Origin of the sequence: Pseudomonas sp. JDS28PS106, assembly GCF_036706555.1 — a bacterium.
In the GTDB taxonomy this organism is placed as follows: Bacteria; Pseudomonadota; Gammaproteobacteria; order Pseudomonadales; family Pseudomonadaceae; genus Aquipseudomonas.
Genome location: NZ_JBAJGT010000003.1, coordinates 208,469 through 231,204, shown reverse-complemented (window position 1 = coordinate 231,204; position 22,736 = coordinate 208,469). Strand labels below are relative to the sequence as shown.

General features: G+C 62.7%; 26 protein-coding genes and 1 riboswitch. Of the genes, 20 read left to right on the top strand and 6 right to left on the bottom strand.

Annotated features, from left to right (window positions below):
- The first annotated feature begins 28 nt into the window (after nucleotides 1–28).
- The 4 genes from hda to TRP66_RS06340 all read left to right on the top strand — a co-directional run bounded on the left by hda (nucleotide 29) and on the right by TRP66_RS06340 (nucleotide 2,915).
- Nucleotides 29–733 (top strand): DnaA regulatory inactivator Hda, encoded by a 705-nt coding sequence (gene hda / locus TRP66_RS06355; protein ID WP_333400521.1) that lies wholly within the window; start codon nucleotides 29–31, stop codon nucleotides 731–733.
- On the top strand, nucleotides 727–1,491 hold the full coding sequence (locus tag TRP66_RS06350) for an NAD-dependent protein deacylase (RefSeq protein WP_333400520.1): 765 nt from the start codon (nucleotides 727–729) through the stop codon (nucleotides 1,489–1,491). The genes hda and TRP66_RS06350 overlap by 7 nt, the downstream gene beginning before the upstream one ends.
- Before the next feature lie 75 nt (nucleotides 1,492–1,566).
- On the top strand, nucleotides 1,567–2,289 hold the full coding sequence (locus tag TRP66_RS06345) for a C40 family peptidase (RefSeq protein WP_333400519.1): 723 nt from the start codon (nucleotides 1,567–1,569) through the stop codon (nucleotides 2,287–2,289).
- 86 nt (nucleotides 2,290–2,375) lie between these two features.
- Nucleotides 2,376–2,915 (top strand): C40 family peptidase, encoded by a 540-nt coding sequence (locus TRP66_RS06340; protein WP_333400518.1) that lies wholly within the window; start codon nucleotides 2,376–2,378, stop codon nucleotides 2,913–2,915.
- Between the two features lie 83 nt (nucleotides 2,916–2,998).
- On the opposite strand, the gene TRP66_RS06335 is transcribed toward TRP66_RS06340, so the two are convergent.
- Nucleotides 2,999–4,318, bottom strand: a complete 1,320-nt coding sequence (locus tag TRP66_RS06335) for a PQQ-dependent sugar dehydrogenase (protein ID WP_333400517.1) — start codon at nucleotides 4,316–4,318, stop codon at nucleotides 2,999–3,001.
- A 252-nt stretch (nucleotides 4,319–4,570) separates the two neighbouring features.
- Here TRP66_RS06335 and TRP66_RS06330 point away from each other — a divergent pair, with 252 nt between their 5' ends.
- The 14 genes from TRP66_RS06330 to TRP66_RS06265 all read left to right on the top strand — a co-directional run bounded on the left by TRP66_RS06330 (nucleotide 4,571) and on the right by TRP66_RS06265 (nucleotide 16,966).
- Nucleotides 4,571–4,753 carry a hypothetical protein gene (locus TRP66_RS06330; protein WP_333400516.1) on the top strand — a complete coding sequence of 61 codons (183 nt, stop codon included), beginning with the start codon at nucleotides 4,571–4,573 and terminating at the stop codon, nucleotides 4,751–4,753.
- A complete protein-coding gene (locus TRP66_RS06325) occupies nucleotides 4,753–5,574 on the top strand; it encodes a hypothetical protein (RefSeq protein WP_333400515.1) in 822 nt (273 codons plus the stop codon). The genes TRP66_RS06330 and TRP66_RS06325 overlap by 1 nt, the downstream gene beginning before the upstream one ends.
- Nucleotides 5,575–5,655: 81 nt before the next feature.
- Nucleotides 5,656–5,868: riboswitch (cobalamin riboswitch) on the top strand.
- A gap of 95 nt (nucleotides 5,869–5,963) precedes the next feature.
- A complete protein-coding gene (gene cobO, locus TRP66_RS06320; RefSeq protein ID WP_333400514.1) occupies nucleotides 5,964–6,575 on the top strand; it encodes a cob(I)yrinic acid a,c-diamide adenosyltransferase in 612 nt (203 codons plus the stop codon).
- A 9-nt stretch (nucleotides 6,576–6,584) separates the two neighbouring features.
- Nucleotides 6,585–7,880 carry a cobyrinate a,c-diamide synthase gene (locus tag TRP66_RS06315; RefSeq protein ID WP_333400513.1) on the top strand — a complete coding sequence of 432 codons (1,296 nt, stop codon included), beginning with the start codon at nucleotides 6,585–6,587 and terminating at the stop codon, nucleotides 7,878–7,880.
- Complete coding sequence (gene bluB, locus TRP66_RS06310) at nucleotides 7,877–8,527, top strand: 5,6-dimethylbenzimidazole synthase (RefSeq protein WP_333400512.1); 651 nt, start codon at nucleotides 7,877–7,879, stop codon at nucleotides 8,525–8,527. The genes TRP66_RS06315 and bluB overlap by 4 nt, the downstream gene beginning before the upstream one ends.
- Entirely contained in the window at nucleotides 8,524–9,432 is a 909-nt protein-coding gene (gene cbiB, locus TRP66_RS06305; protein WP_333400511.1) for an adenosylcobinamide-phosphate synthase CbiB, read from the top strand. The genes bluB and cbiB overlap by 4 nt, the downstream gene beginning before the upstream one ends.
- Nucleotides 9,425–10,429: a threonine-phosphate decarboxylase CobD gene (cobD, locus tag TRP66_RS06300; RefSeq protein ID WP_333400510.1), complete on the top strand. Its 1,005-nt coding sequence runs from the start codon at nucleotides 9,425–9,427 to the stop codon at nucleotides 10,427–10,429. Before cbiB ends, cobD begins: the two co-directional genes overlap by 8 nt.
- A 48-nt stretch (nucleotides 10,430–10,477) precedes the next feature.
- Nucleotides 10,478–11,938 (top strand): cobyric acid synthase, encoded by a 1,461-nt coding sequence (locus TRP66_RS06295; RefSeq protein WP_333400509.1) that lies wholly within the window; start codon nucleotides 10,478–10,480, stop codon nucleotides 11,936–11,938.
- Nucleotide 11,939: 1 nt separating this feature from the next.
- Nucleotides 11,940–12,461, top strand: coding sequence for a bifunctional adenosylcobinamide kinase/adenosylcobinamide-phosphate guanylyltransferase (cobU, locus tag TRP66_RS06290; RefSeq protein ID WP_333400508.1), 522 nt, complete (start codon nucleotides 11,940–11,942; stop codon nucleotides 12,459–12,461).
- Nucleotides 12,458–13,510 carry a nicotinate-nucleotide--dimethylbenzimidazole phosphoribosyltransferase gene (gene cobT / locus TRP66_RS06285; RefSeq protein ID WP_333400507.1) on the top strand — a complete coding sequence of 351 codons (1,053 nt, stop codon included), beginning with the start codon at nucleotides 12,458–12,460 and terminating at the stop codon, nucleotides 13,508–13,510. Before cobU ends, cobT begins: the two co-directional genes overlap by 4 nt.
- Nucleotides 13,507–14,079 carry an alpha-ribazole phosphatase family protein gene (gene cobC / locus TRP66_RS06280; protein WP_333400506.1) on the top strand — a complete coding sequence of 191 codons (573 nt, stop codon included), beginning with the start codon at nucleotides 13,507–13,509 and terminating at the stop codon, nucleotides 14,077–14,079. Before cobT ends, cobC begins: the two co-directional genes overlap by 4 nt.
- Before the next feature lies 1 nt (nucleotide 14,080).
- Nucleotides 14,081–14,812: an adenosylcobinamide-GDP ribazoletransferase gene (locus tag TRP66_RS06275; RefSeq protein ID WP_333400505.1), complete on the top strand. Its 732-nt coding sequence runs from the start codon at nucleotides 14,081–14,083 to the stop codon at nucleotides 14,810–14,812.
- A 178-nt stretch (nucleotides 14,813–14,990) separates the two neighbouring features.
- On the top strand, nucleotides 14,991–16,199 hold the full coding sequence (locus tag TRP66_RS06270) for an MFS transporter (protein WP_442965177.1): 1,209 nt from the start codon (nucleotides 14,991–14,993) through the stop codon (nucleotides 16,197–16,199).
- A 176-nt stretch (nucleotides 16,200–16,375) separates the two neighbouring features.
- Entirely contained in the window at nucleotides 16,376–16,966 is a 591-nt protein-coding gene (locus tag TRP66_RS06265; protein WP_333400504.1) for a glutathione peroxidase, read from the top strand.
- Between the two features lie 50 nt (nucleotides 16,967–17,016).
- On the opposite strand, the gene TRP66_RS06260 is transcribed toward TRP66_RS06265, so the two are convergent.
- From TRP66_RS06260 to TRP66_RS06250, 4 genes are all read right to left on the bottom strand, one after another.
- A complete protein-coding gene (locus TRP66_RS06260; protein ID WP_333400814.1) occupies nucleotides 17,017–18,291 on the bottom strand; it encodes an OmpP1/FadL family transporter in 1,275 nt (424 codons plus the stop codon).
- Nucleotides 18,292–18,449: 158 nt separating this feature from the next.
- Entirely contained in the window at nucleotides 18,450–18,929 is a 480-nt protein-coding gene (locus TRP66_RS06255) for a hypothetical protein (protein WP_333400503.1), read from the bottom strand.
- Nucleotides 18,930–19,129: 200 nt separating this feature from the next.
- The gene (locus tag TRP66_RS23535) at nucleotides 19,130–19,213 is read right to left on the bottom strand and encodes a hypothetical protein (protein ID WP_442965181.1); all 84 of its coding nucleotides are present in this window, start codon (nucleotides 19,211–19,213) and stop codon (nucleotides 19,130–19,132) included.
- Nucleotides 19,182–19,406: a hypothetical protein gene (locus TRP66_RS06250; RefSeq protein WP_333400502.1), complete on the bottom strand. Its 225-nt coding sequence runs from the start codon at nucleotides 19,404–19,406 to the stop codon at nucleotides 19,182–19,184. Before TRP66_RS06250 ends, TRP66_RS23535 begins: the two co-directional genes overlap by 32 nt.
- A gap of 1,122 nt (nucleotides 19,407–20,528) precedes the next feature.
- Here TRP66_RS06250 and rmuC point away from each other — a divergent pair.
- Together rmuC and TRP66_RS06240 are read left to right on the top strand one after the other, a co-directional pair.
- Nucleotides 20,529–21,893 (top strand): DNA recombination protein RmuC, encoded by a 1,365-nt coding sequence (rmuC, locus tag TRP66_RS06245; RefSeq protein WP_333400812.1) that lies wholly within the window; start codon nucleotides 20,529–20,531, stop codon nucleotides 21,891–21,893.
- 196 nt (nucleotides 21,894–22,089) lie between these two features.
- The gene (locus tag TRP66_RS06240) at nucleotides 22,090–22,212 is read left to right on the top strand and encodes a PA1414 family protein (protein WP_333400501.1); all 123 of its coding nucleotides are present in this window, start codon (nucleotides 22,090–22,092) and stop codon (nucleotides 22,210–22,212) included.
- Between the two features lie 66 nt (nucleotides 22,213–22,278).
- Here TRP66_RS06240 and TRP66_RS06235 read toward each other — a convergent pair whose 3' ends face one another.
- The gene (locus TRP66_RS06235) at nucleotides 22,279–22,620 is read right to left on the bottom strand and encodes a hypothetical protein (RefSeq protein ID WP_333400500.1); all 342 of its coding nucleotides are present in this window, start codon (nucleotides 22,618–22,620) and stop codon (nucleotides 22,279–22,281) included.
- Nucleotides 22,621–22,736: the final 116 nt, after the last annotated feature.

Below are 22,736 nucleotides of genomic sequence, written 5' to 3'. Positions count from 1 at the left end.
GGCGGTTCGCTTGAACCGCTCAGACAGCATGAAACCGATTCAGCTGCCCCTGAGTGTGCGTCTGCGTGACGACGCCACTTTCATCAATTACTACCCAGGCGCGAATGCCGCTGCACTCGGCTACGTCGAGCGCCTGTGCGAAGCCGATGCCGGCTGGACGGAAAGCCTCATCTACTTGTGGGGCAAGGATGGGGTAGGGCGCACGCATCTGTTGCAGGCCGCCTGTCTGCGTTTCGAGCAGATGGGCGAGCCCGCGGTCTACCTGCCTCTGGCTGAAGTCATCGATGAAGGCGTCGAACTGTTCGATCACCTGGAACAGTACGAACTGGTTTGCCTGGACGACCTGCAAGCGGTGGTCGGCAAGCCGGATTGGGAAGAGGCGCTGTTCCACCTGTTCAACCGGCTGCGCGACAGCGGCCGCCGACTGCTGATCGCCGCGTCCAAATCGCCGCGCGAGCTGCCGGTCAAGCTGCCGGACCTCAAGTCGCGGTTGACCATGGCACTGGTCTTCCAGATGCGCGGCCTGTCCGACGAAGACAAGCTGCGCGCCCTGCAACTGCGAGCTTCCAGACGCGGCCTGCACCTCACCGACGAAGTCGGGCATTTCATCCTCACGCGCGGCACGCGCAGCATGAGCGCGCTGTTCGAGCTGCTGGAGCGGCTGGATCAGGCCTCGCTGCAGGAAAAGCGCAAGCTGACCATTCCCTTCCTCAAAGAGACCCTGGGATGGTAGATCAGGCCGCGCTGTTGCAGACGGCCGCCGCGTTGCGCCATGCACAGCGAATCCTGATCATCACTGGCGCCGGGCTGTCGGCGGATTCGGGTCTGCCGACCTATCGTGGCGTCGGCGGGCTGTACAACGGCATGACCGACGATGGCTTGCCCATCGAGATGGCCCTGTCCGGCCCGATGCTGCGTCGCGACCCGGCACTGTGCTGGAAGTACATTGCGGAACTGGGCAAGGCGTGCCTGGGCGGCCAGCCCAACGACGCGCATTACGCCATCGCTCAGCTGCAGCGCATGAAGCCCGACTGCTGGGTCCTGACCCAGAACGTTGACCGTTACCATCGGGCGGCGGGCAGTCCGCCGGAACGTCTGATCGAGATTCACGGCCAGATCTCGCCCTTGTACTGCCAGAGCTGTGGCGCCGAAGACCCGGAGCTCAGCGCGCATTTGCAGCGACCGCTACCGCCGCTGTGCCGGATCTGTAGTGGCATATTGCGACCGTCCGTCGTTTTGTTTCAGGAAATGCTTCCCGAGCAGGCCCTGCAAACACTGCACGAACAGATGGCCCTGGGTTTCGACGCGGTACTGAGCATTGGCACCACCGCCAGCTTCGCCTATATCCATGAGCCGGTGCTGCGCGCCCGTATTTGCGGAGGGTTCACCGCCGAGATCAATCCGGTCAGCACCGATCACAGCTCGGGAATGGACGCGTTTCTGAAGGAGCGGGCGGCACATGTCATGCCGCAGCTCGTAAGTCACATTTAGTTCGATTGAATTTGCAAATCAGCTTCATAGCGGGCATAGTCGCGCCTTCTCAGTAGTTCAGCCACGGTCGTGCCCATGCAAGTTGTTCGCTTCGCACCCCTCGTGCCCCTCGCACTCGTTACATTGCTGTTCGGTTGCTCCGCCAATTTACCGGTTTCGGAACAGACACAACCCGCTCAGCAGCAAGCGCAGTACCAGCATGCCAATGCCGCTCAGTCCGCCGCCAAGCGCGCCGACGTAGCGGATCTGCAAGACGAACTGGCCACCGAAGCCGAGCTGGCCCGTTTCGCCGACAACAAGCCTTACCAGCTGCCGGTTCTGGCCGACAGCATCCTGGAGCGTGGCAAGTCGCTGATCGGTACCCGCTACCGCTTCGGGGGCTCTTCGACCAAGTCGGGCTTCGATTGCAGCGGTTTCATCGGTTACCTGTTCCGCGAAGAAGCGGGCATGAACCTGCCGCGCTCCACGCGTGAAATGATCAACGTCGATGCGCCACTGGTGTCGCGCAATGACCTGGAGCCGGGCGATCTGCTGTTCTTCAGCACCCGCGGCCGCGGTCGGGTCAGCCACGCCGCCATCTACCTGGGCGACGATCGGTTCATCCACTCCAGCAGCCGTCGTAGCGGTGGCGTTCGCATCGACAGTCTCGACGATGCCTACTGGAGCAAGACATTCATCGAAGCCAAGCGCGCTCTGGCCATGGCGCCGGCCGCCGGTGTGGCGAAAGCCCGCCCGGCGGTGCAGACGACCGCGATGACCTCGACTAAAGTGAAGACCGCAGTAAAACGCCATAAATAATGCGATGCGCAGACAGACTTGAGGTCTGTCTGCGTTTTGGGCTTTTCGGCAGCGTAAGCCGCATCCGGACCAGGACGTTGTGGGTTATGTCGATTAGGTTACGCCTGACAGTCGTTTCGTTTGCCGTACTGCTTGGCGCCTGCGCCAGCGCACCTCCTCTCCAGCCCCAGGTGGTCTACCGCCCGGTGGTCACAGCTCCCCCGCAAGTTTTGTCCCAGGCCGCCGAAGATGTGCTGTTTCGCGCGCTCGGGCTGGTCGGCACGCCGTACCGCTGGGGCGGCAACACGCCCGATTCAGGCTTCGATTGCAGTGGTCTGATCGGCTATGTCTACCGCGACGCGGCCGGCATCTCACTGCCACGCTCGACCCGCGACATGATCACCATCGGCGCCCCGGACGTACGTCTGGAGCAGTTGCAGTCGGGTGACCTGGTGTTCTTCGCCACGGCAGGTGGCTCGCATGTTTCGCATGCCGGGATCTATGTCGGCGAAGGGCGCTTCGTGCACGCCCCGGCGACAGGCGGAACTGTTAAGCTCGACAGCCTGAACAAGCCCTATTGGCAGAAGGCCTATCTCAACGCCAAGCGCGTGATCCAGCCTGCGAATCTGGCGCAGAACGCGCATTGATGCCCCCATCGCCAGCAAGCTGGCTCCCACGACGCACGTAGGAGCCAGCTTGCTGGCGATTGCAACGACACGAAGCATCGATTTCACCGCCCCGACGTCACCCGCCACACCTTGTTCCCCACATCATCCGCGACCAGCAGCCCGCCGCGTCCATCATTGACGACGCCGACCGGACGGCCCATGGCGTTTTCATCCGCATCCAGGAACCCAGTGAGCACGTCCACCGGCGCCCCGTCGGGCTGGCCGTTCCTGAAGGGTATGAACACCACTTTGTAGCCGCTCAAGGGCTTGCGGTTCCATGAGCCGTGCTGGCCAATGAACAGGCCTTCATTGAACGGAGCGGACAGCGTCTTGCCGTCAGCGAATACCAAACCCAGTGACGCGGTGTGAGGGCCGACGGCGTAGTCGGGCACCAGGGCCTTGGCGACCAGCTCGGGTTTCTGCGACTCCACACGCTGGTCCACATGCTTGCCATAGTAGCTGTAAGGCCAGCCGTAGAAACCGCCGTCCTGTACCGACGTCACGTAATCGGGTACCAGATCGCTGCCGATCTCGTCGCGCTCGTTGACCGCCGTCCACAGCTTGCCAGTCACCGGTTCCCAATCCATGCCGTTCGGGTTGCGCAGGCCAGAGGCGAAGATCCGTTTCTGGCCGCTGGCGCGATCCACTTCCCAGATCGCGGCTCGACCCTCTTCCTGATCCATGCCGTTTTCGCCCACATTGCTGTTGGAGCCGACGGTCACATACAGCTTGCTGCCGTCCTTGCTGGCGATGACGTTCTTGGTCCAGTGATGATTCAGTTCACCGCCCGGCAGATCAGTAACCAGAACGGGCTGGGTAGTGATCGAGGTCTGTCCCTCGCGATAGGGAAAGCTGATCAGCCGGTCGGTGTCGGCGACGTACAAGGTGTCGCCGACCAACGTGATACCGAAAGGCGAATTGAGGTGGGTCAGAAAATCGGTGCGGGTTTCGGCCACGCCATCCTTGTCGCTGTCACGCAGCAGTGAGATCCGGTTGGCACTCGGCACACCGGCGCCCGCGCGACTCATGACTTTGCGCGACACCCAGTCGCGCAGCCCCTTGGCGGGCTTGCCCTTTTCTGGCGCGTTGGATTCGGCCACCAGTACATCGCCATTGGGCAGCACGTACAGCCAGCGTGGATGGTCCAGACCCTCGGCAAATGCGCCCACTTGAGTACCGGGTGCGGAGGTCGGTTTTCTGCCCTGCGGCCAGCCGATGGCCGGCGCAATATTCACCGTCGGCAGCAGGGTCTTGTTGGGCTCGGGAAGCTGCGGGCGGGGACCTGTGCCGTCGGCCACCTGCAGGCCCGCGGACTCGCCGCAACCTGCAAGGCCGCAGGCCACCAGAAGCATGAGAGCGTAATGCGGGCTGAGTCGGAACACGGGGCAATCTCCAGAAGATCGGGCGTTGTCATGATTGAGCCGGGAAGGGGCGGCAGGTTCAATCCGACTCGACGACGGAGTCCGCAATATGCGAGCAGCGCAACAGTGCCGTCACATGCAGTGACGGTCACGACCGGCTGAGCGGCGGTTGTAAAGCAGTATCAAAGGCGTTCTGTGATAAAATTCGCGTCGGGTTGAGCACAATCGGACCGTATGCATACGGTACCGCGCAGGTCAGTCTGGAGAACGTTTATGCTGGGACTGCTATTCAAGGCAAGTAAGCGGGAGAAGGAAATTCTCGACTCGTTGCGTGAGCTACGCACACTGCGTGTCAGTGATCGTGGCGGGATGTCGATCGACTCTCAGGAAATCCTGATGAGTGAGCGTTTTATCGAAGCGAGCAAGAAGGCCAAGAAAATTGTGGCAAATGGCTGATGGGGCTCCTTCTCATCCTGCCGATTCTGGTTAGCGGCTATCTGTATTGCAATGGAAGCATCTACCGCCAGGCGACCATGAGCCGCTACGATGGGCAGCTGCTGTACATGCTCATCGCTAAAACGGGCGTTCTGATCTTTGCAGTGGCCTGCGCCATGAGCTTCGGCCTGATGGTTGCGAGCAAGCACGGCATTTTTGTTTCTCTTCTTGCTGAATTCGCTCCCTACGGCGACTACATCGAATACGTCAAAGATTTTCTCACCCATCACGAAATCACCACTGCAGAAAAGGCGTCTGTGTGGGCGTTTCTGGCGCAGGCATCAGTCCTGTCATTTGTTCTGGCGTGGTCCTTGCCCCGTATCTTCACCGGTTTGCTGATGCTGCGCCATCAAGCCTCGGCGGCTTCCATCAAAGGTTTGATCCTTGCTTCCAAAGTGCCCACCCGTCCGTTGACGAGGCAGCTTATGGAGTCAATGCGGGACAAGAACAACCAGTACATGTTCTCCATGGAAGATCGCAAGGGGTATGTCGGGCGGGTATCCGACATCGGTGATCTGCATGAGGCCGGTGGTATGGACGAGGACTTTCAGATCGTCCCTACCATGAGCGGTTACAGAGACAAGGATACTTTGAAGGTTACCTACACCACGGATTACTCCGCTGTAGTTGAAGAAATGTTGCTCAAGGGACGGAACGTCGGATTCACAATCGTTCTCTCGCAGAAAAACATCGTGTCGATGAGCCGGTTCGAAGACGAGATCTGGAGCAATTTCAAGGCGCGTCAGGAACGCGCCGACGAACCAACCGATAGGTTTTCATGATCGTCCAGCCCAGTCTGCCGACAGGCTCTGAGGGTTGATTGGCTGGACGTGTTCATTGACGCTCCCGGTGCAACCCTCTACCCTTCGCGGTTTGTTTCAGGTGCTCCGCAATCGCCGATTGGCGGAGTGAAACAGGGAAGCCGGTCAGTATCGACAGATTCGATCCCGGCGCTGCCCCCGCAACGGTAGATGAGTCAAGGCTGCGCACAAGGCCACTGTGTCTGACACGGGAAGGCGCGCGGTCGGGAATGCCCGCTCATGAGCCCGGAGACCGGCCTGATCCAGTCCAACAGCACCACGGAGGGTGGTGCTCTGCGCAGGGTATTGCTCTCTGCTGTTCAGTGCTGTCCTTCCGTCTGCTTTCGCGTGTCCTCGAGCGGAGAGCTGAGATGAACGAATCCCCCGAACGCGACGAACGCCATCTGGCGCGCATGCAGCGCAAGAAAGCCGTAATGGATGAGCGTATCGCCAATTCCCCCGACGAATGCGGCCTGTTGCTGATCCTGACCGGCAACGGCAAGGGCAAGAGCAGCTCGGCGTTCGGCATGCTCGCCCGCGCCATGGGCCATGGCATGCAGTGCGGTGTGGTGCAGTTCATCAAAGGGCGCAACAGCACCGGCGAGGAATTGTTCTTCCGCCGCTTTCCCGAGCAGGTGCGCTACCACGTGATGGGCGAGGGCTTTACCTGGGAAACCCAGGATCGCCAACGCGATATCGCGGCTGCCGAGGCGGCTTGGGCGGTGTCCTGCGAGATGCTGCGCGACCCGAATGTCGGTCTGGTGATCCTCGACGAACTGAACATTGCCTTGAAGCATGGCTATCTCGACCTCGATCAGGTCATGGCTGACCTGCAGGCGCGTCCGCCCATGCAGCACGTGGTGGTGACCGGTCGCGGCGCCAAGCCGGAGCTGATCGAGCTGGCTGACACGGTTTCCGACATTGGCGTGGTCAAGCACGCGTTCCAGGCCGGCATTCGTGCCCAGAAAGGCATCGAGTTGTGAGTGACCTTCATGAGTGAGCCGCGCCAATGTCCGGCGGTGCTGATCGCCGCGCCTGCCTCGGGGCAGGGCAAGACCACCGTCACTGCGGCGCTGGCCCGCTTGCATCGCAACCAGGGCCGCAAGGTTCGCGTCTTCAAGTGCGGCCCGGATTTCCTCGATCCGATGATTCTCGAACGCGCCAGTGGAGCGCCGGTGTACCAGCTCGACCTCTGGATGGTCGGCGCCCAGGAAAGCCGTCGCCTGTTGTGGGAAGCGGCCGGCGAGGCTGATCTGATTCTGATCGAAGGGGTCATGGGGCTGTTCGACGGCACGCCGTCCAGCGCCGATCTGGCGCGGCATTTCGGTGTTCCTGTATTGGGCGTGATCGACGGCAAGGCGATGGCCCAGACCTTCGGCGCACTGGCGCTGGGGCTGGCGCGTTATCAACCGGACCTGCCGTTCGCCGGGGTGCTGGCCAACCGCGTCGGCACGGTGCGCCACGCCCAACTGCTGGAAGGCAGCCTGACCGAAGGTTTGCGCTGGTACGGCGCGCTGTCACGTGAGACAGATATCGAGCTGCCGAGCCGCCATCTCGGTCTGGTGCAGGCGAGCGAACTGACCGATCTCGACTTGCGGCTTGATGCCGCTGCGGCCGCGCTGGCGGAGACCTGTGAAGTGGCGCTGCCTCCAGCCGTCACCTTCGCTGCGCCTGACGCATCGTCCGTCGAGTCATTGCTGGCCGGGGTACGCATTGCGGTTGCCCATGACGAAGCCTTCGCCTTCACTTACGGCGCCAGCCTCGATCTGTTGCGCGCCATGGGCGCCGAGCTGTGTTTCTTCTCGCCGATCCGTGACGAGGCCTTGCCGCCGGCCGACAGCCTGTATCTGCCCGGTGGCTATCCCGAGCTGCACCATCGCGCGCTGGCGGAAAACAGTTCCATGCTGCTCGCGATCCGCGAGCACCACCGGGCCGGCAAGCCGATACTCGCCGAATGCGGCGGGATGCTGTATCTGCTCGACGCCCTCACCGATGTGGAAGGCGAGCGCGCCGAACTGGTCGGTTTGCTGCGCGGTGAAGCAGTGATGCAGAAACGCCTGGCGGCGCTGGCCTTGCAAGCCGTCGAACTGCCCGAAGGTCTGCTGCGCGGGCACACCTATCATCATTCGCTGACCAGCACCGAAATCCAGCCGATCGCCAGGGGCGTGAGCCCCAATGGCGGGCGCGGCGCTGAAGCGGTTTATCGTGACGGGCGGCTGACCGCTTCCTACGTGCACTTTTATTTTCCTTCCAACCCACAGGCGATGGCGGCGCTGTTCAGACCATGAGCGACCAGGCCTACAGCCCAGACGAGCGCGCCGCCGTTTATCGGGCGATCGCCGAGCGCCGCGACATGCGCCACTTCAGCGGCGGGAGCGTCGCGCCCGAAGTGCTGGCGCGTCTGCTGGAAGCGGCGCATCAGGCGCCCAGCGTCGGCCTGATGCAGCCGTGGCGTTTCATCCGCATCACCGATGCCACGCTGCGGGCACGAATTCAGGATCAGGTGGAGCAGGAGCGAATTCGTACCGCCGAAGCGCTGGGCGAGCGGACCGACGAGTTCATGAAGCTCAAGGTCGAAGGCATCAGCGAATGCGCCGAAGTGCTGGTGGCCGCGCTGATGGAAGGGCGCGAGCAACATATCTTCGGTCGCCGCACCTTGCCGGAGATGGATATCGCCTCGCTGTCCTGCGCGATCCAGAACCTGTGGCTGGCCTCGCGCGCCGAAGGGCTGGGCATGGGCTGGGTATCGCTGTTCGACCCTGCGGCACTGGCCGTGCTGCTGGGGATGCCGGAAGGCGCCAAGCCCATGGCAATTTTGTGTCTGGGGCCTGTCGCGCAATTCTACCCGGCGCCCATGCTGGTGCTGGAAGGCTGGGCGCAAGCGCGGCCGCTGCGGGAACTGCTGTACGAGAATCAATGGGGAGTGAATCAATGAGCGTGGCGCTGCTGAGCGTCGCCGGGGTGGCGCTGGACGCGCTGCTTGGCGAGCCGAAACGCAACCATCCGCTGGTGGCTTTCGGGCGCTTGGCCGACCGTATCGAGCAGCGTTTCAACTCGGGCGGCCGCGGCTGGCGCAGCCATGGAGTCACCGCGTGGGTGCTGGCCGTGGTGCCGCTGACCGTGCTGGCGACGGCTTTGAGCTGGCTGCCCTGGATTGGCTGGATCGTGGACATTCTCGCGCTGTACTGCGCCTTGGGCCTGCGTAGCCTGGGCGAGCATGTAGAGCCGGTGGCCCAGGCCTTGCGCAGCGACGATCTGGATGAAGCGCGGCGCCGGGTCGGCTATCTGGTCAGCCGCCAGACCTCGGAGCTGGATTCCACCGAAGTCGCCCGCGCCGCGACCGAATCGGTACTGGAAAACGGTAGCGATGCGGTATTCGCCGCGCTGTTCTGGTTCGCAGTGGCCGGCGCGCCGGGCGTGGTGCTGTACCGCCTCAGCAATACCTTGGACGCCATGTGGGGCTATCGCAATCAGCGTTTCGAGCGCTTCGGCTGGGCCGCGGCGAAGATCGACGATTTGTTGAACTACATTCCCGCGCGACTGGTGGCCTTGACCTACGCGGTCTTGGGCAAGACTCGCCTTGCGCTGCGTTGCTGGCGCACACAAGGGCCGACCTGGGACAGCCCCAACGCCGGTCCGGTGATGGCTGCGGGGGCAGGGGCCCTTGGCGTCGAGCTGGGCGGCGCGGCGATCTATCACGGCGAAGTGCATGAGCGTCCACAATTGGGCGAGGGCGCTCCGGCGGACGCCGGGTCGATCGATCGAGGCTGGCAACTGGTGCAGCGCGGCGTCTGGCTGTGGCTTCTCCTGATGTGCGCGGGAGCTTCTTTCTATGCTTGAACATGGCGGACGTCTGCGCGCGGCGGCGTTGCGCTATGGCATCGGGCGCGCCGACTGGCTGGACCTGTCCACCGGCATTGCGCCTTGGTCCTGGGCGATCCCGGACATTCCCGCGCAAGCCTGGGCGCGCTTGCCGGAAACCGACGACGGACTGGAAACCGCGGCGCGCGCCTACTATCAGGCTCCGCACCTGCTGCCGGTTGCCGGCTCTCAGGCAGCGATCCAGGCACTGCCGCGCATCCGCGCGCGGGGCAAGGTCGGTGTGCTGTCGCCCTGTTACGCCGAACATGCCCATGCCTGGCGCAAGAGCGGGTTTCTGGTGCGTGAAGTGCGTGAGCATGAAGTGGACTACTTCCTCGACAGCCTCGATGTACTGGTGGTGGTCAATCCAAACAATCCCACTGGCCTGCACCTGCCCTGCGAGCGCTTGCTGGAATGGCATTCGCGACTGGCCGAGCGCGGCGGCTGGCTGGTGGTCGACGAAGCCTTCATGGACAGCACCCCGCAATCGAGTCTGGCACCGCGCAGCTCGCGGACGGGCCTCGTGGTGCTGCGTTCGTTCGGCAAGTTCTTCGGCCTTGCCGGTGTGCGACTCGGCTTCGTGCTGGCCGAGCCTTCGCTGCTCAAGACGCTGGCCCAGGAAATCGGCCCGTGGTCGGTCAGCGGGCCGACCCGGATTCTCGGCCAGGCGTGTCTGAGCGACGTGGCGGGTCATGCCGTGCAACGGCAACGTACCGAGCAGGCCCGCGACCGGCTGGTGGCGCTGCTCGACCGGCACGGCCTGACGCCACAGGGCGGCTGCGCACTGTTTCAGTGGCTGGTGACGCCCAGAGCCCATTCGCTTCATGAGTTCTGCGCCCGGCGCGGCATCCTCTTGCGACTGTTCTCGGGCGACAGTGCGCAGACCGGCAGCCTGCGCTTCGGTCTGCCTTGTGAAGAAGCGGACTGGCAGAGGCTGGAAAACGCGCTCAATGATTACGCTACGGAGCATCCATGACAACCTTGATGGTGCAAGGCGCATGACTACCTTGATGGTGCAGGGCACATGACTACCTTAATGGTGCAAGGCACCACGTCCGACGCGGGCAAGAGCACGCTGGTGACCGCGCTGTGTCGCTGGCTCAAGCGCCAGGGCACCGGCGTGGTGCCGTTCAAGCCGCAGAACATGGCGCTCAACAGCGCCGTGACCGCCGACGGCGGCGAGATCGGCCGGGCGCAGGCGGTTCAGGCGCAGGCCTGCGGTCTGGAACCGCACACCGACATGAATCCGGTGTTGCTCAAGCCCAACAGCGACACCGGCGCCCAGGTCATCATCCACGGCCGCGCCGTGACCACCATGAACGCCGTGGCTTACCACGGCTACAAGGAAATCGCCATGCAGGCGGTGCTCGCCTCGCATCAGCGTCTGAGCGCCGCGTTTCCAGTGGTGATGGTCGAAGGCGCGGGATCGCCGGCGGAAATCAATCTGCGCGCCAACGATATCGCCAACATGGGCTTCGCCGAAGCGGTCGACTGTCCGGTGCTGTTGATCGCCGATATCAACCGTGGCGGGGTGTTCGCGCATCTGGTAGGTACGCTGGAACTGTTGTCGCCGAGCGAACAGGCGCGGGTCAAGGGTTTCATCATCAACCGTTTTCGCGGCGACATCGCCTTGCTGCAACCGGGGCTGGACTGGCTCGAAGCACGCACCGGCAAGCCAGTCGTGGGCGTATTGCCCTATGTGATGAATCTGCACCTGGAAGCCGAGGACGGTCTGGACCAGCGCCAGACAGACAAGGTCGAGCAGGTCCTCAACGTGGTCGTGCCCATTCTGCCGCGCATCAGCAACCACACCGATTTCGATCCGCTGCGCCTGCATCCGCAGGTGAACTTGCAGTTCATCGGCCCCGGCCAGCCGATTCCGCCGGCCGACCTGATCATCCTGCCCGGCTCCAAGAGCGTGCGCAGCGATCTGGCGCATCTGCGCGCCAACGGTTGGGAGCAGGCCATTGCGCGACATTTGCGCTACGGCGGCAAACTGCTGGGCATTTGCGGCGGCTTGCAGATGCTGGGCGAGCAGCTTCACGACCCGCTCGGTCTCGAAGGCGCGGCCGGGTCGAGCCCCGGCCTGGGCCTGCTGGACATGAGCACGGTGCTGGAAGCCGAGAAGCAGTTGCGCAATGTACGAGGTACGCTGGCGCTGGAGCAGGTTCCGGTCAGCGGTTACGAGATTCATGCGGGCGTAACCACCGGGCCCGCGCTGCAACGCCCAGCGGTGCGCCTGGAAGACGGCCGCGCCGACGGCGCCTGGAGCGCCGACGGCCAGGTGTTCGGCACCTACCTGCATGGGCTGTTCGAAAATCCCGAGGCCTGCGGCGCGTTGCTGCGCTGGACGGGGCTGGAGCATGTGGAACGGGTGGATTACCACGCCCTTCGCGAGCGCGACATCGAGCGTCTGGCCGATCTGGTGGAGCAGCATCTCAACGGTCGACTGTTGCGCGAACTCTGCGGTCTGGAGGCTGGCTGACATGTTGCAACTGATTCTGGGTGGTGCACGTTCCGGGAAAAGCCGGCTGGCCGAAAGGCTGGCCAGCGAGTCCGGGCTGCATGTCGTTTATATCGCTACCAGCCAGCCGGTAGACGGCGAGCTGAACGCGCGGGTCGCGGTTCATCGCGAGCGCCGTCCGGACAGCTGGGGGCTGGTGGAAGAACCGCTGGAGCTGGCCCGTGTACTGCGCGAACAGGCCGCCCCCGACCGCTGCCTGCTGGTGGATTGCCTGACACTCTGGCTGACCAATCTGCTGATGCTCGACGACCCGCAACGCCTGAGCGATGAGCGCGAGGCGCTGCTCGATGCCGTCGAAAGACTACCGGGGCGCGTGCTGTTCGTGAGTAACGAAACCGGGCTGGGCGTGGTGCCCATGGGTGAGCTCACCCGTCGTTATGTCGACGAAGCGGGCCTGCTGCATCAGGCGCTCGCCGAGCGCTGCCAGCGCGTGATATTGACCGTCGCCGGTCTGCCCCTGACCTTGAAAGGAACCGCGGTATGAATGATTCCTGGTGGCTCAAGCCTGCTCAGGCGATGAACGTCCCCATGCGCGAAGCGGCTCTGGCCCGACAGCAGCAACTGACCAAACCTGCCGGCTCGTTGGCGCAGCTGGAGCGGCTGGCCGTTCGCCTGGCCGGTCTGCAAGGTCGTGAAAAGCCTGCTGCCGACCGGCTATGGATCGCGATTTTTGCTGGCGACCACGGCGTGGTGAGCGAGGGCGTCTCGGCCTATCCGCAGGAAGTGACCGGACAGATGCTGCGCAATTTCGTCAACGGCGGCGCGGCGATCAGTGTATTGGCCCGGCAATTGGCGGCTCAGCTTGACGTCGTCGACCTTGGCACCGTTGCGCCGCTCGACCTGCCGGGCGCCCGGCACCTGCGTATCGGCGCGGGCACCGCGAATTTCGTGCAGGCGCCGGCCATGACCGCCGAACAGGGACGAGCGGCGCTGGAAGCGGGGCGTGACAGCGTTCGCCGCGCCAAGGCCGTTGGCAGTGAATTGTTCGTCGGCGGTGAAATGGGCATCGGCAACACCACGGCGGCCAGCGCGGTCGCCTGTTCGCTGCTCGAATGCCCGGCGCAATTGCTAGTCGGACCGGGCACCGGGCTGAACGCCGACGGCATCCTGCACAAGACCCGGGTGATCGAGCGCGGCCTGGCGCTGCATGCCGACCATGCCGGCGACCCGTTGCAGAGTCTGTTCTGCCTGGGCGGCTTCGAGATTGCAGCTCTTGTAGGGGCTTACCTGGCCTGTGCGCAGGAAGGCATCGTCGTGCTGGTGGACGGCTTCATCTGCAGCGTGGCGGCGCTGGTCGCCGTGCGCCTGAATCCCTCGTGCCGAGACTGGCTGCTGTTCGGTCATCGCGGCGCCGAGCCGGGTCATCGCCATCTCCTGGAAACGCTGCAGGCCGAGCCGTTGCTGGACCTGGGGCTGCGTCTCGGCGAAGGCAGCGGCGCGGCATTGGCAGTACCGCTGGTGCGGATGGCTTGCGAGTTGCACAACGGCATGGCGACTTTCGCCGAAGCAGCGGTGGCGGACCGTCCGGCATGAAGCTGTATCTGGATCTGTTGCGACATGGCGAGACCGAGCAGGGCGGTGGACTGCGCGGCAGCCTCGACGATGCGCTGACTGGTCCGGGCTGGGAACAGATGCGCGCAGCGGTCGCCGAGGCCGGCCCTTGGCAGCGTATCGTCAGCTCGCCCTTGCAGCGCTGCGCGCGGTTTTCCGAAGAGCTGTCCGCCCGGCTTGGCGTGCCGCTGCATCTGGAGGCGGATCTGCGAGAACTGCACTTCGGCGACTGGGAGGGCCGCAGTGCCGCCCAGATCATGGAAACCGACGCTGACGGGCTGGGGGCTTTCTGGAACGATCCCTTCCGCTTCACTCCGCCCAACGGCGAGCCGGTGATTCAGTTCGCCACACGGGTGCTCGGCGCCGTGCAGCGCCTGCAACGCACCTTTGCGGGCGAGCGCGTCTTGCTGGTCTCCCATGGCGGGGTCATGCGCCTGTTGCTGGCACAGGCGCGAGGTCTGCCTCGGGAGCGACTGCTGGAAGTGCTCGTGGGTCACGGCGCGCTATTTTCGATGCAGATCGCTGCCGACGGCAGCCTGACGGAGTCCTGAAATGTTGCCGTTCTGGATTGCGTTGCAGTTTCTCAGCAGTCTGCCGATTCGGCTGCCCGGGATGCCGCAGCCTGCGGAGCTGGGTCGATCGCTGCTGTTCTACCCTGTGGTCGGCGGGCTGTTCGGCCTGCTATTGATGGCTTTGAATGCTTTGCTGGACGGCACGCCAGTCATGCTGCACGCCGCGCTGCTGCTTGGCGCCTGGGTGTTGTTGAGCGGCGGACTGCATCTGGACGGACTGGCCGACAGCGCCGACGCCTGGCTGGGCGGTTTCGGCGACCGGGAACGCACCCTCACCATCATGAAGGACCCGCGCAGCGGTCCGATTGCCGTGGTGACCCTGGTATTGGTGTTGCTGCTGAAGTTCACGGCGATTCTGGCTTTGGTCGAAGCCCAGAACACCTCTGGTCTGTTGCTTGCGCCGATGCTGGCACGCGCGGCAATGCTGGCGCTGTTTCTTCGTACGCCGTACGTGCGAGCAGGCGGGTTGGGGCAAGCCCTGGCCGATCATCTGCCGCGGCGCGCGGCGTGGCGGGTTTTGCTGCTCAGCGGGGCGGCATGCGTTCTACTGGGAGGTGGCGTCGGGGTCTGGGCAGTGCTGATCTGCGTAGCGGGGTTCTTCTGGCTACGCGGGCTGATGCTGCGTCGGCTGGGTGGCACGACCGGGGATACGGCGGGCGCGATGCTGGAGTTGCTGGAGCTGTTGGTGTTGGTGACCCTGGCCCTGCTGTGATCGCCGGATCGCCAGCAAGCTGGCTCCTACGGCAGCCTGTAGGAGCCAGCTTGCTGGCGATGAACGATCACGCGGTTTTTCAGGATCCATGAACGCCCAATTGACAGGCTGACAAGGCCGGGCGTAGCTTCGCGGCTTCTCTTCTCCAGACAGCGTTGCATCCGGGAGCACAATAACAATGACATCGATCTGGCGGACCAGCGGCTGGATTCTTCTGGGCAGCGCGCTGATACTCGCGCTGTCGCTGGGCACCCGGCACGGCTTCGGCCTGTTCCTGGCACCCATGAGCGCCGAGTTCGGTTGGGGGCGTGAAGTCTTCGCGTTCGCCATCGCCTTGCAGAATCTGCTGTGGGGGCTGGCGCAGCCTTTCGCCGGCGCGCTGGCGGATCGGTTCGGCGCCGCGAAGGTCGTCTTTGCAGGAGGCGTACTCTATGCCGCCGGCCTTGCCATGATGAGCCTGGCCGATTCGCCGGCGAGCCTGTCGCTGAGCGCCGGACTATTGATCGGCATCGGCCTGTCCGGCACCTCTTTTTCCGTGATTCTGGGTGTGGTAGGGCGGGCGTTGCCGGCCGAGAAGCGCAGCATGGGCATGGGCATCGCCAGCGCCGCCGGGTCGTTCGGGCAGTTCGCGATGTTGCCAGGTACGCTGGGCCTGATCACCTGGCTCGGCTGGTCCGGCGCCTTGCTGGTGCTGGCGGTTCTGGTGGCGATGATCCTGCCGCTGGTGGGCATGCTCAAGGACAAGCCGGCTGCCAGCACCGGCAATGAACAGACCCTCGGCGAGGCATTGCGCGAGGCATGCAGTCACTCGGGCTTCTGGCTGCTGGCGCTGGGGTTCTTCGTCTGCGGCTTTCAGGTCGTGTTCATCGGCGTGCACCTGCCGGCGTATCTGGTCGACCAGCACTTGCCGGCCCGGGTCGGCACGACCGTGCTGGCCCTGATCGGTCTGTTCAATATCTTCGGGACCTACACGGCCGGCTGGCTGGGCGGAAAGATGTCCAAGCCGCGCCTGCTCAGCGCGCTTTACCTGCTCCGGGCCGTAGCCATCGTCCTGTTTCTCTGGGCGCCGGTGACCCAGACCACAGCCTACCTGTTCGGCGTGGCGATGGGGCTGCTGTGGCTGTCCACCGTACCGCTGACCAACGGTACGGTCGCGACCCTGTTCGGAGTGCGCAATCTGTCGATGCTCGGTGGTATCGTCTTCCTGTTCCACCAGCTCGGAGCCTTCCTTGGAGGCTGGCTGGGCGGACTCGTGTACGACCGTACCGGGAGTTACGATCTGATATGGCAACTGTCCATCCTGTTGAGTCTCATGGCGGCGGCGCTGAACTGGCCGGTGCGCGAGCGTCCCGTGGCGAGGCTGCAGCCGCAGGCGGACCTGGCGTGATCCGGGTCTGGCCCTGGCTCATCGGCGGTATCGCGGGTGCCTCGGTGTTGGCGCTGATCTGGTGGGCATGGCAGCAGACAGGGCTTGCCGCGCTGCAGTTGGGTGTTGCCTGCTAGGCATAACGTGCCGGGTAGGCTAGCGTTTGAGCTATGAACTCTATCGCCAGGTATGCCTCGATGAAAATCCCCCTGATTCTGACGCCGGTCCTGCTGCTGAGCATGAGCAGCGCGGTGCTGGCCACTGAATGTCCGTCGTTGCTGGAAGGCGAGGTGCCCAAGTTGCGCAGCAAGGAAACCATCGACCTATGCAAGCGTTATGCAGGCAAGCCGCTGGTGGTGGTCAATACCGCCAGCTTTTGCGGTTTCGCGCCCCAGTTCAAAGGGCTGGAAGCGCTTAACAAGCGATACAAGGGCGAAGGGCTCGAAGTGCTGGGCGTGCCGTCCAACGACTTTAAGCAGGAATCAGGAAATGCGGAGGAAACCGCCAAGGTGTGTTACGTCAATTACGGCGTAACCTTCACCATGACCGAGCCCCAAGCCGTGCGGGGCGACTATGCGATTCCGCTGTTCAAGGGGCTGGCCGAGCAGAGCAGTCCGCCGCGCTGGAACTTCTACAAATACGTGGTGGACCGCAAGGGCCGGGTCATCGCCAATTTTTCCAGCATGACCAAGCCGGATGATCCTGACTTCATCGCGGCGGTGGAACGGGCCATCGCTTCCGAGCCGGAACAGACCGAAGCCGAGAAAGAAAAAACCCGCTATCGGTAAGCGGGTTTTCAGGATAAGCCGGCGTTCAAGCCGGCTTTTTCATGGGTGTATCAGAAGCGGTAGGTGACCGAAGTACCCAGACCATGTGCCGTGTTGCGGTAGTCGGCGCTGTACGAACCCTTGGTCGCGCTGGAGTTGCGGATCTTCGCTTCGTCTTCGCGCAGGTAGGAGTAGGCCACATCGATGGTCAGATCCTCGCTCGGGCTCCAGCCGGCGCCGAAGCTGATGATCTTGCGATCGCCGGTCGGAATGCGGGGCGAACGGTTGACGTTGTTGGTCGGCGACTGATCGATGGTGAAACCGGTGCGCAGCGTCCACTCACGGTTGACCTTGAACGAAGCACCGATGGCATGGGCCCAGGTGTCATGCCAGTTCTGCTCTTCGGTGATGGTGCCGATTGGGCCTGCGGAACCGCCCAGCAGCGCCGGCACGCCTTCGTTGTTCACGGTGATGTCTTCCAGGCGGCTCCAGCGGGTCCAGGTGCTGCCCGCGTAGAGCGTCCATTGGTCATCCAGCTTGTGGGTGACGGACATGTCGACCGACTCAGGCGTGGTCAGGTCCAGCGAGGCGTCGAACTTGCGGCCGTTGGCGGCGCCAAAACCCACGCCTTCGATCTTGGTGTCGCCGTCGAGCTTGTACTTGACCTTGGAGTGATAGGTGACACCCAGACGGGTGGCGTCGGTGGCCTGCACCAGGATGCCGGCGTTGAAGCCGATCGCGGTATCGTCGCCCTTGATCTTCACCTTGCCGTCGTTGCGGCCCGGGGTCGCGGCCACCAGCGCCGCGGAAGTCAGTTCGCCGTCGATCCGGTTGAACGTCGGGCCGAAGCCGATGGAAATCTTGTCGTTGAACGCATAGCTGACGGTGGGCTGAAAGGTCACGACCTGAACGTGGCTCTTGTCGGCCCAGTAGCGGCCAGCGAAGCCGCTTTCATAGTCGGTGGACAGACCGAACGGGACGTAGACGCCCATGCCGACCGCCCAGTGATCATCAAGGGGTTTGACGTAGTAGCCCATGGGTACGCCCACCACTGGCACCATGTCGCCATCGTTGCTGCCGCCAAAGGTGCCGCGACCATTATCGATATCGGTCTTGGCGATCACGGCCGCCGCGCCGACGCTGACTTCCTGTCGTTTGAGTTTGGACATGCCCGCCGGGTTGCCGAATACGGTGCTGGCGTCTTCCGCCGAAGAGGAACGACCCGCGAAACCCAGGCCCATGCCGGAAATGCTCTGCTCGTTGAGCGCGAAGCCGGAAGCGAACAGTTGGGTAGAGGCCAATCCAATCGCCAGGCCGAGGGTGGTCCTGTGCATTACTTTTGTCATTATTCTCATTATTGGAACTCCTGTTGGTCACGGGCGGAAATTACCAACAATTTCGACGCCGCGCTATAGGCTGAACAGCCCGATCTAGAGCTATTCTTGTAGGACAATCTCAACGGCCGGGCAGGAAATTTCTTGAGCCCATTTGTCGGAGCAAATGTTCAAGCCGGGGAGTGAAGGGGGGCGACACAAGTATTCCAGGCGTCGATGAAGTCTTTGATCTGCCCTTGGGGCTGGAAGACGGTTTGCCAGATCTGGGCCATGGCCCAGGGGTCGTCCTCGGTCGGCAGCGACAGGCGGTGAGCCTCGATCATCAGCCAGGCGATGGCCGTGGAGTAGCGCAGGTTGACGGTCAGTTCCAGATGCGGCGAGCTGAGAAAGGCATGCTGGCTAGCAAGGCCGCGTACGCGACTGGCCAGGTCAGGGTCGAGGGCAAGGTAGTTGTCCCAGATATGACGATGACGGAGCTCGGGAATACTGTACAGGCCATGACCGTGGCAGCTGTCCAGCTCGGCGCCCAGCGCCGACTGACTGGCGGCTATGCCAAGCAATAACAGTTCGGCACACGGGTTCTGGCGGTCAAGGTAGACGAGGGTGGGGCGAATGACGTGCCGGCATAACTCTATAGCTGCAATGCCCATGATTACGCTCTACTCGCGGAAAGTGACCGGCGGGCCCTGGCGCGCGGCAGCGGTAAGTCGAAGAGGGCCCGCCGGAAGCGACTGCACATCGCTCGAGTTGAAGTGTAGTCTCATATATGGAATGTAAAGGGCTGTTACTACATCATTTTCGGTGATCGAGGCAGTTGCATAGATCGGTTGGCGATTAGCTCAGCGTCGAATCACCTGAGCAGCAGCGATGCCCGAGGCATGGCTGCCGTCCATCGCAACCGGTCATGCGGCCAGGGCCTGACGCGTACGGTCAATGACCGCCTGCAGTGGCTCTGCGGTGGCGTACTGGTCCGGGTACAGGCGTTCGCTATGACGGGCGATGCCGTGTTCGTTGACCAGCGTGAAGCTGAAAGAGCCTTTGCGGGACGCCATGATCAGGCAGTTCATCGGGGCGAAGGCGTTGGTGAGGGTGCGGATGGCATCCTGGGTCTGGATCTGAGTGTTCATATCGGTGTTTCCGGAATCGACACGGCTTGGGGCCGCGTATAAAAAATGGTTCCAGTAACGCGCGTTGGCTCGATGGACGAGACCTGGGTGGGCGAAGAACCTGACTGGAACAAGGCAGTCAGCGAAAGCGCGCTTCATCAAATGGCGCTGGACTGACAGGTAGGTACTTAGGAGGGCAGGCAACACAACGGGAGCTAAGGTTCGATGCTCGAGGTGAAGATCCTGATCAATTGCAGGCTGGTTGATTCAAGGAGAGCCGGATGACTGCGCACATAGGGTGATGCGCCAGGCGATACGTTCCTGTAACCAGGGACTGGTCCGTTCCTTAGCCGTGACAGCGCTCCATGGATGATGAGCGTGACCGGAAGGTGTGTGACCGAATTGATTTTCAGCTTGGTACTAACGGCGGCGATGATATCCGTATCGTTTTTTGTTTGCAAGCGCTGCGTTAGATAATTTTTTCCGCGCCGGGATTCGGCCAACGCACCGCGTTTGCAGGAGTCGGGCAGGGGCACTGATTTCAGGTCGCCAGCGCGGCAATCCGTTCCTCACCCTGACGGCTGTAACGCGGCTGATACAGCCAAATAGAGCGCTTTTTCACGTTTTTTCACATTAGCGTCGCAAGCTGCCACATCACTGTCACATACCCGGCTAAGGGTTTGATTTACCGCGACGAATTATTAAGTCAATGAAAAACATCAACTTTTTTCACTGGTGAAAAAATCGTCAGTTTGAGCGCAGGCCCCATTCTACCTGCGTTTGCGAGAGATCAGGGGGCGTTGTCCACTGAGTTATCCACAGCTTCTGTGGATTGTCCCGAGACGTTCTCATCGCATTTTCGACGTGATCCTGACACCGAATGAGAGTAGAGTATCGGCCCCCCTGATTTTTCCTTCCGCGAAATAGTTGCCGTATCTCGTACTCAAGCCCTGAGGTATCGAGTCATGGCGCTTTCGGACCTTGCGTCGCATTATGCTTCGGGCGTTTGCAGCATTGCATGGAGTCGTTATGCCGTTTGAGCTGAACAGCCTATTGATGGGTCTTGCCCTGGCGGGATTGCCGCTGCTCGGGCTCGCCTGGCATCTGCACCGTCGCCTCGCCCGCGTGCAGGCGGACGCTGCATTGCAGGATGAACGGCTGAGCACCGCGCAAATGGCTCAAGACGGACTGAATGCCCAGCTTGACGCCAGTCGCGACGAGATCAGCGACCTGAGCCAGGCGAACGCCGTACGTCTGGCGGACCTCGCTGCGCTGCGTCGGGAAGTCGAGCTGCTGCGCCAGGAGTGTGACAATGCGCGCGATGCGGCGCTGGGCTGGAATCAGGAGCGGGCTTCCAGGGAAGCGGAACTCAGACGTCTGGATGCTCAGTGCGCCTCGCTGAGCGCCGAGTTGCGCGAACAGCAGGAGAGCCATCAGCAGCGACTGGCCGACTTGCAGGGCTCTCGCGACGAGCTGCGCGCGCAGTTCGCCGAACTGGCGGGGCGGATCTTCGACGAGCGTGAGCAGCGCTTCGCGGAAACCAGCCAGCAGCAGCTGGGCAAGCTGCTCGATCCGCTCAAGGAGCGCATTCAGTCGTTCGAAAAGCGCGTGGAAGAAAGCTACCAGAACGAAGCCCGCGAGCGCTTCTCGCTGAGCAAGGAACTGGAGCGGCTGCAACAGTTGAACGTGCGCCTGAGCGATGAAGCGACCAACCTGACGCAAGCCCTCAAGGGCCAGAAGACCCAAGGCAATTGGGGCGAGCTGATTCTGGAACGGGTGCTGGAGCATGCCGGACTGGAGAAGGGCCGCGAGTACCAGACGCAGGTCAGTCTCAAGGGGCCGGACGGCGAGCGCTTCCAGCCCGATGTGCTGATCATGCTCCCCGGCGACAAGCAAGTAGTGGTCGACGCCAAGGTCAGCCTGACGGCCTACCAGCAATATGTGTCCGCCGCAGACGATGTCATCGGCCAGGCGGCCCTCAGGCAACACGTGCTGTCGCTGCGCAATCATGTCAAAGGCCTGTCCGGCAAGGACTATAAACGACTGGAAGGTCTGCACAGTCTGGATTTCGTGCTGCTTTTCGTCCCGATCGAAGCGGCGTTCTCGGCAGCCTTGCAGGCCGAGCCGAATTTGTTTCAGGAAGCGTTCGATCGCAGTATCGTGATCGTCAGCCCCACGACCTTGCTGGCGACGCTGCGGGTCATCGACAGTTTGTGGAAGCAGGAGCGCCAGAGTCAGAACGCCCGGGAAATCGCCGAGCGGGCAGGCTGGCTGTACGACAAGTTCGTGCTGTTCATCCAGGACCTGGACGAAGTGGGCAACCGCCTGCAGCAGCTGGACAAGGCTTATGCGGCTGCGCGTAACAAACTGACCGAGGGGCGCGGCAATCTGATCAGTCGCAGCGAGCAACTCAAATTGCTCGGAGCGCGCGCCAGCAAGCAGTTGCCGGCCGATCTGCTAGAGCGGGCGATGACCGACGAAGACGGCCTCATGCGCCTGCCGGACTAGCCGATAACCTGACTGAACGACGGCTCACCGGGCCGTTTGTCGCGCCGGGTGGTTTTCATGGTTCGGCGGATGTCACATTGCCTGTAACAGGAAAATGTTTCCGAGTCGCTCAGCTAAGCTGTAACTTGGTTCTATGATTTCTCATGAGCGACCAGCAGTGGTTGGTCGCCATGGTTTTTCCCTCAAGGGGGCTCTTATGAACAGCAAACTGCAAGAATGGCTCCATGACGTTGGCGTGGCTCTGGGGCTGATCGAACGGCCCAAACCGGTGCCGATCCCGGTGCGCACCGACGACGATCGACGCCGTCCACGGCGGTAATTTCCCGCACCCGAATCAGCGCAGGGTCGCTCGCAGCCGAGCGGCCGCGGACTTCAAGGGGCGCGGTCAAAGCGTCCCCCTTCCGTCGTCAGGTTTCCCGGGTTTGTGCTTGCGCGCGTCGGCCGCGTTGTCGTTGACTTCGGGAGCGTTCAGCTCCTGCTGCATCAACAGCACCAGATCCACGATCATGGGTAGCGACAGATGTTCGGGTTTATTGATCGCCCGCTGCCGGATGAACTCCGGAAATTCGAACCCAAACTCGGTGCCCAGTGCGTTGAACAACTCATCGACGTCTTCGTCGTCCAGCACCAGGTCCTTGAATGTCGCCTCTTCCTGAATCGCATCCTTGTCCACCAGGATAACGCCCAGCGCATCCAGTACTCGTTGTTTGATCCCCTCGCGATTCATGATGAACCCCTGGCTCGGTCTTTAAGATTCAGCAGGGGGTCTACATGGCGCCAGCCCTGTTCATTCAGGCTAGCTCATAATGGCCGCTTGCTCGGCAAAGCGGCCCGGCGAATCAG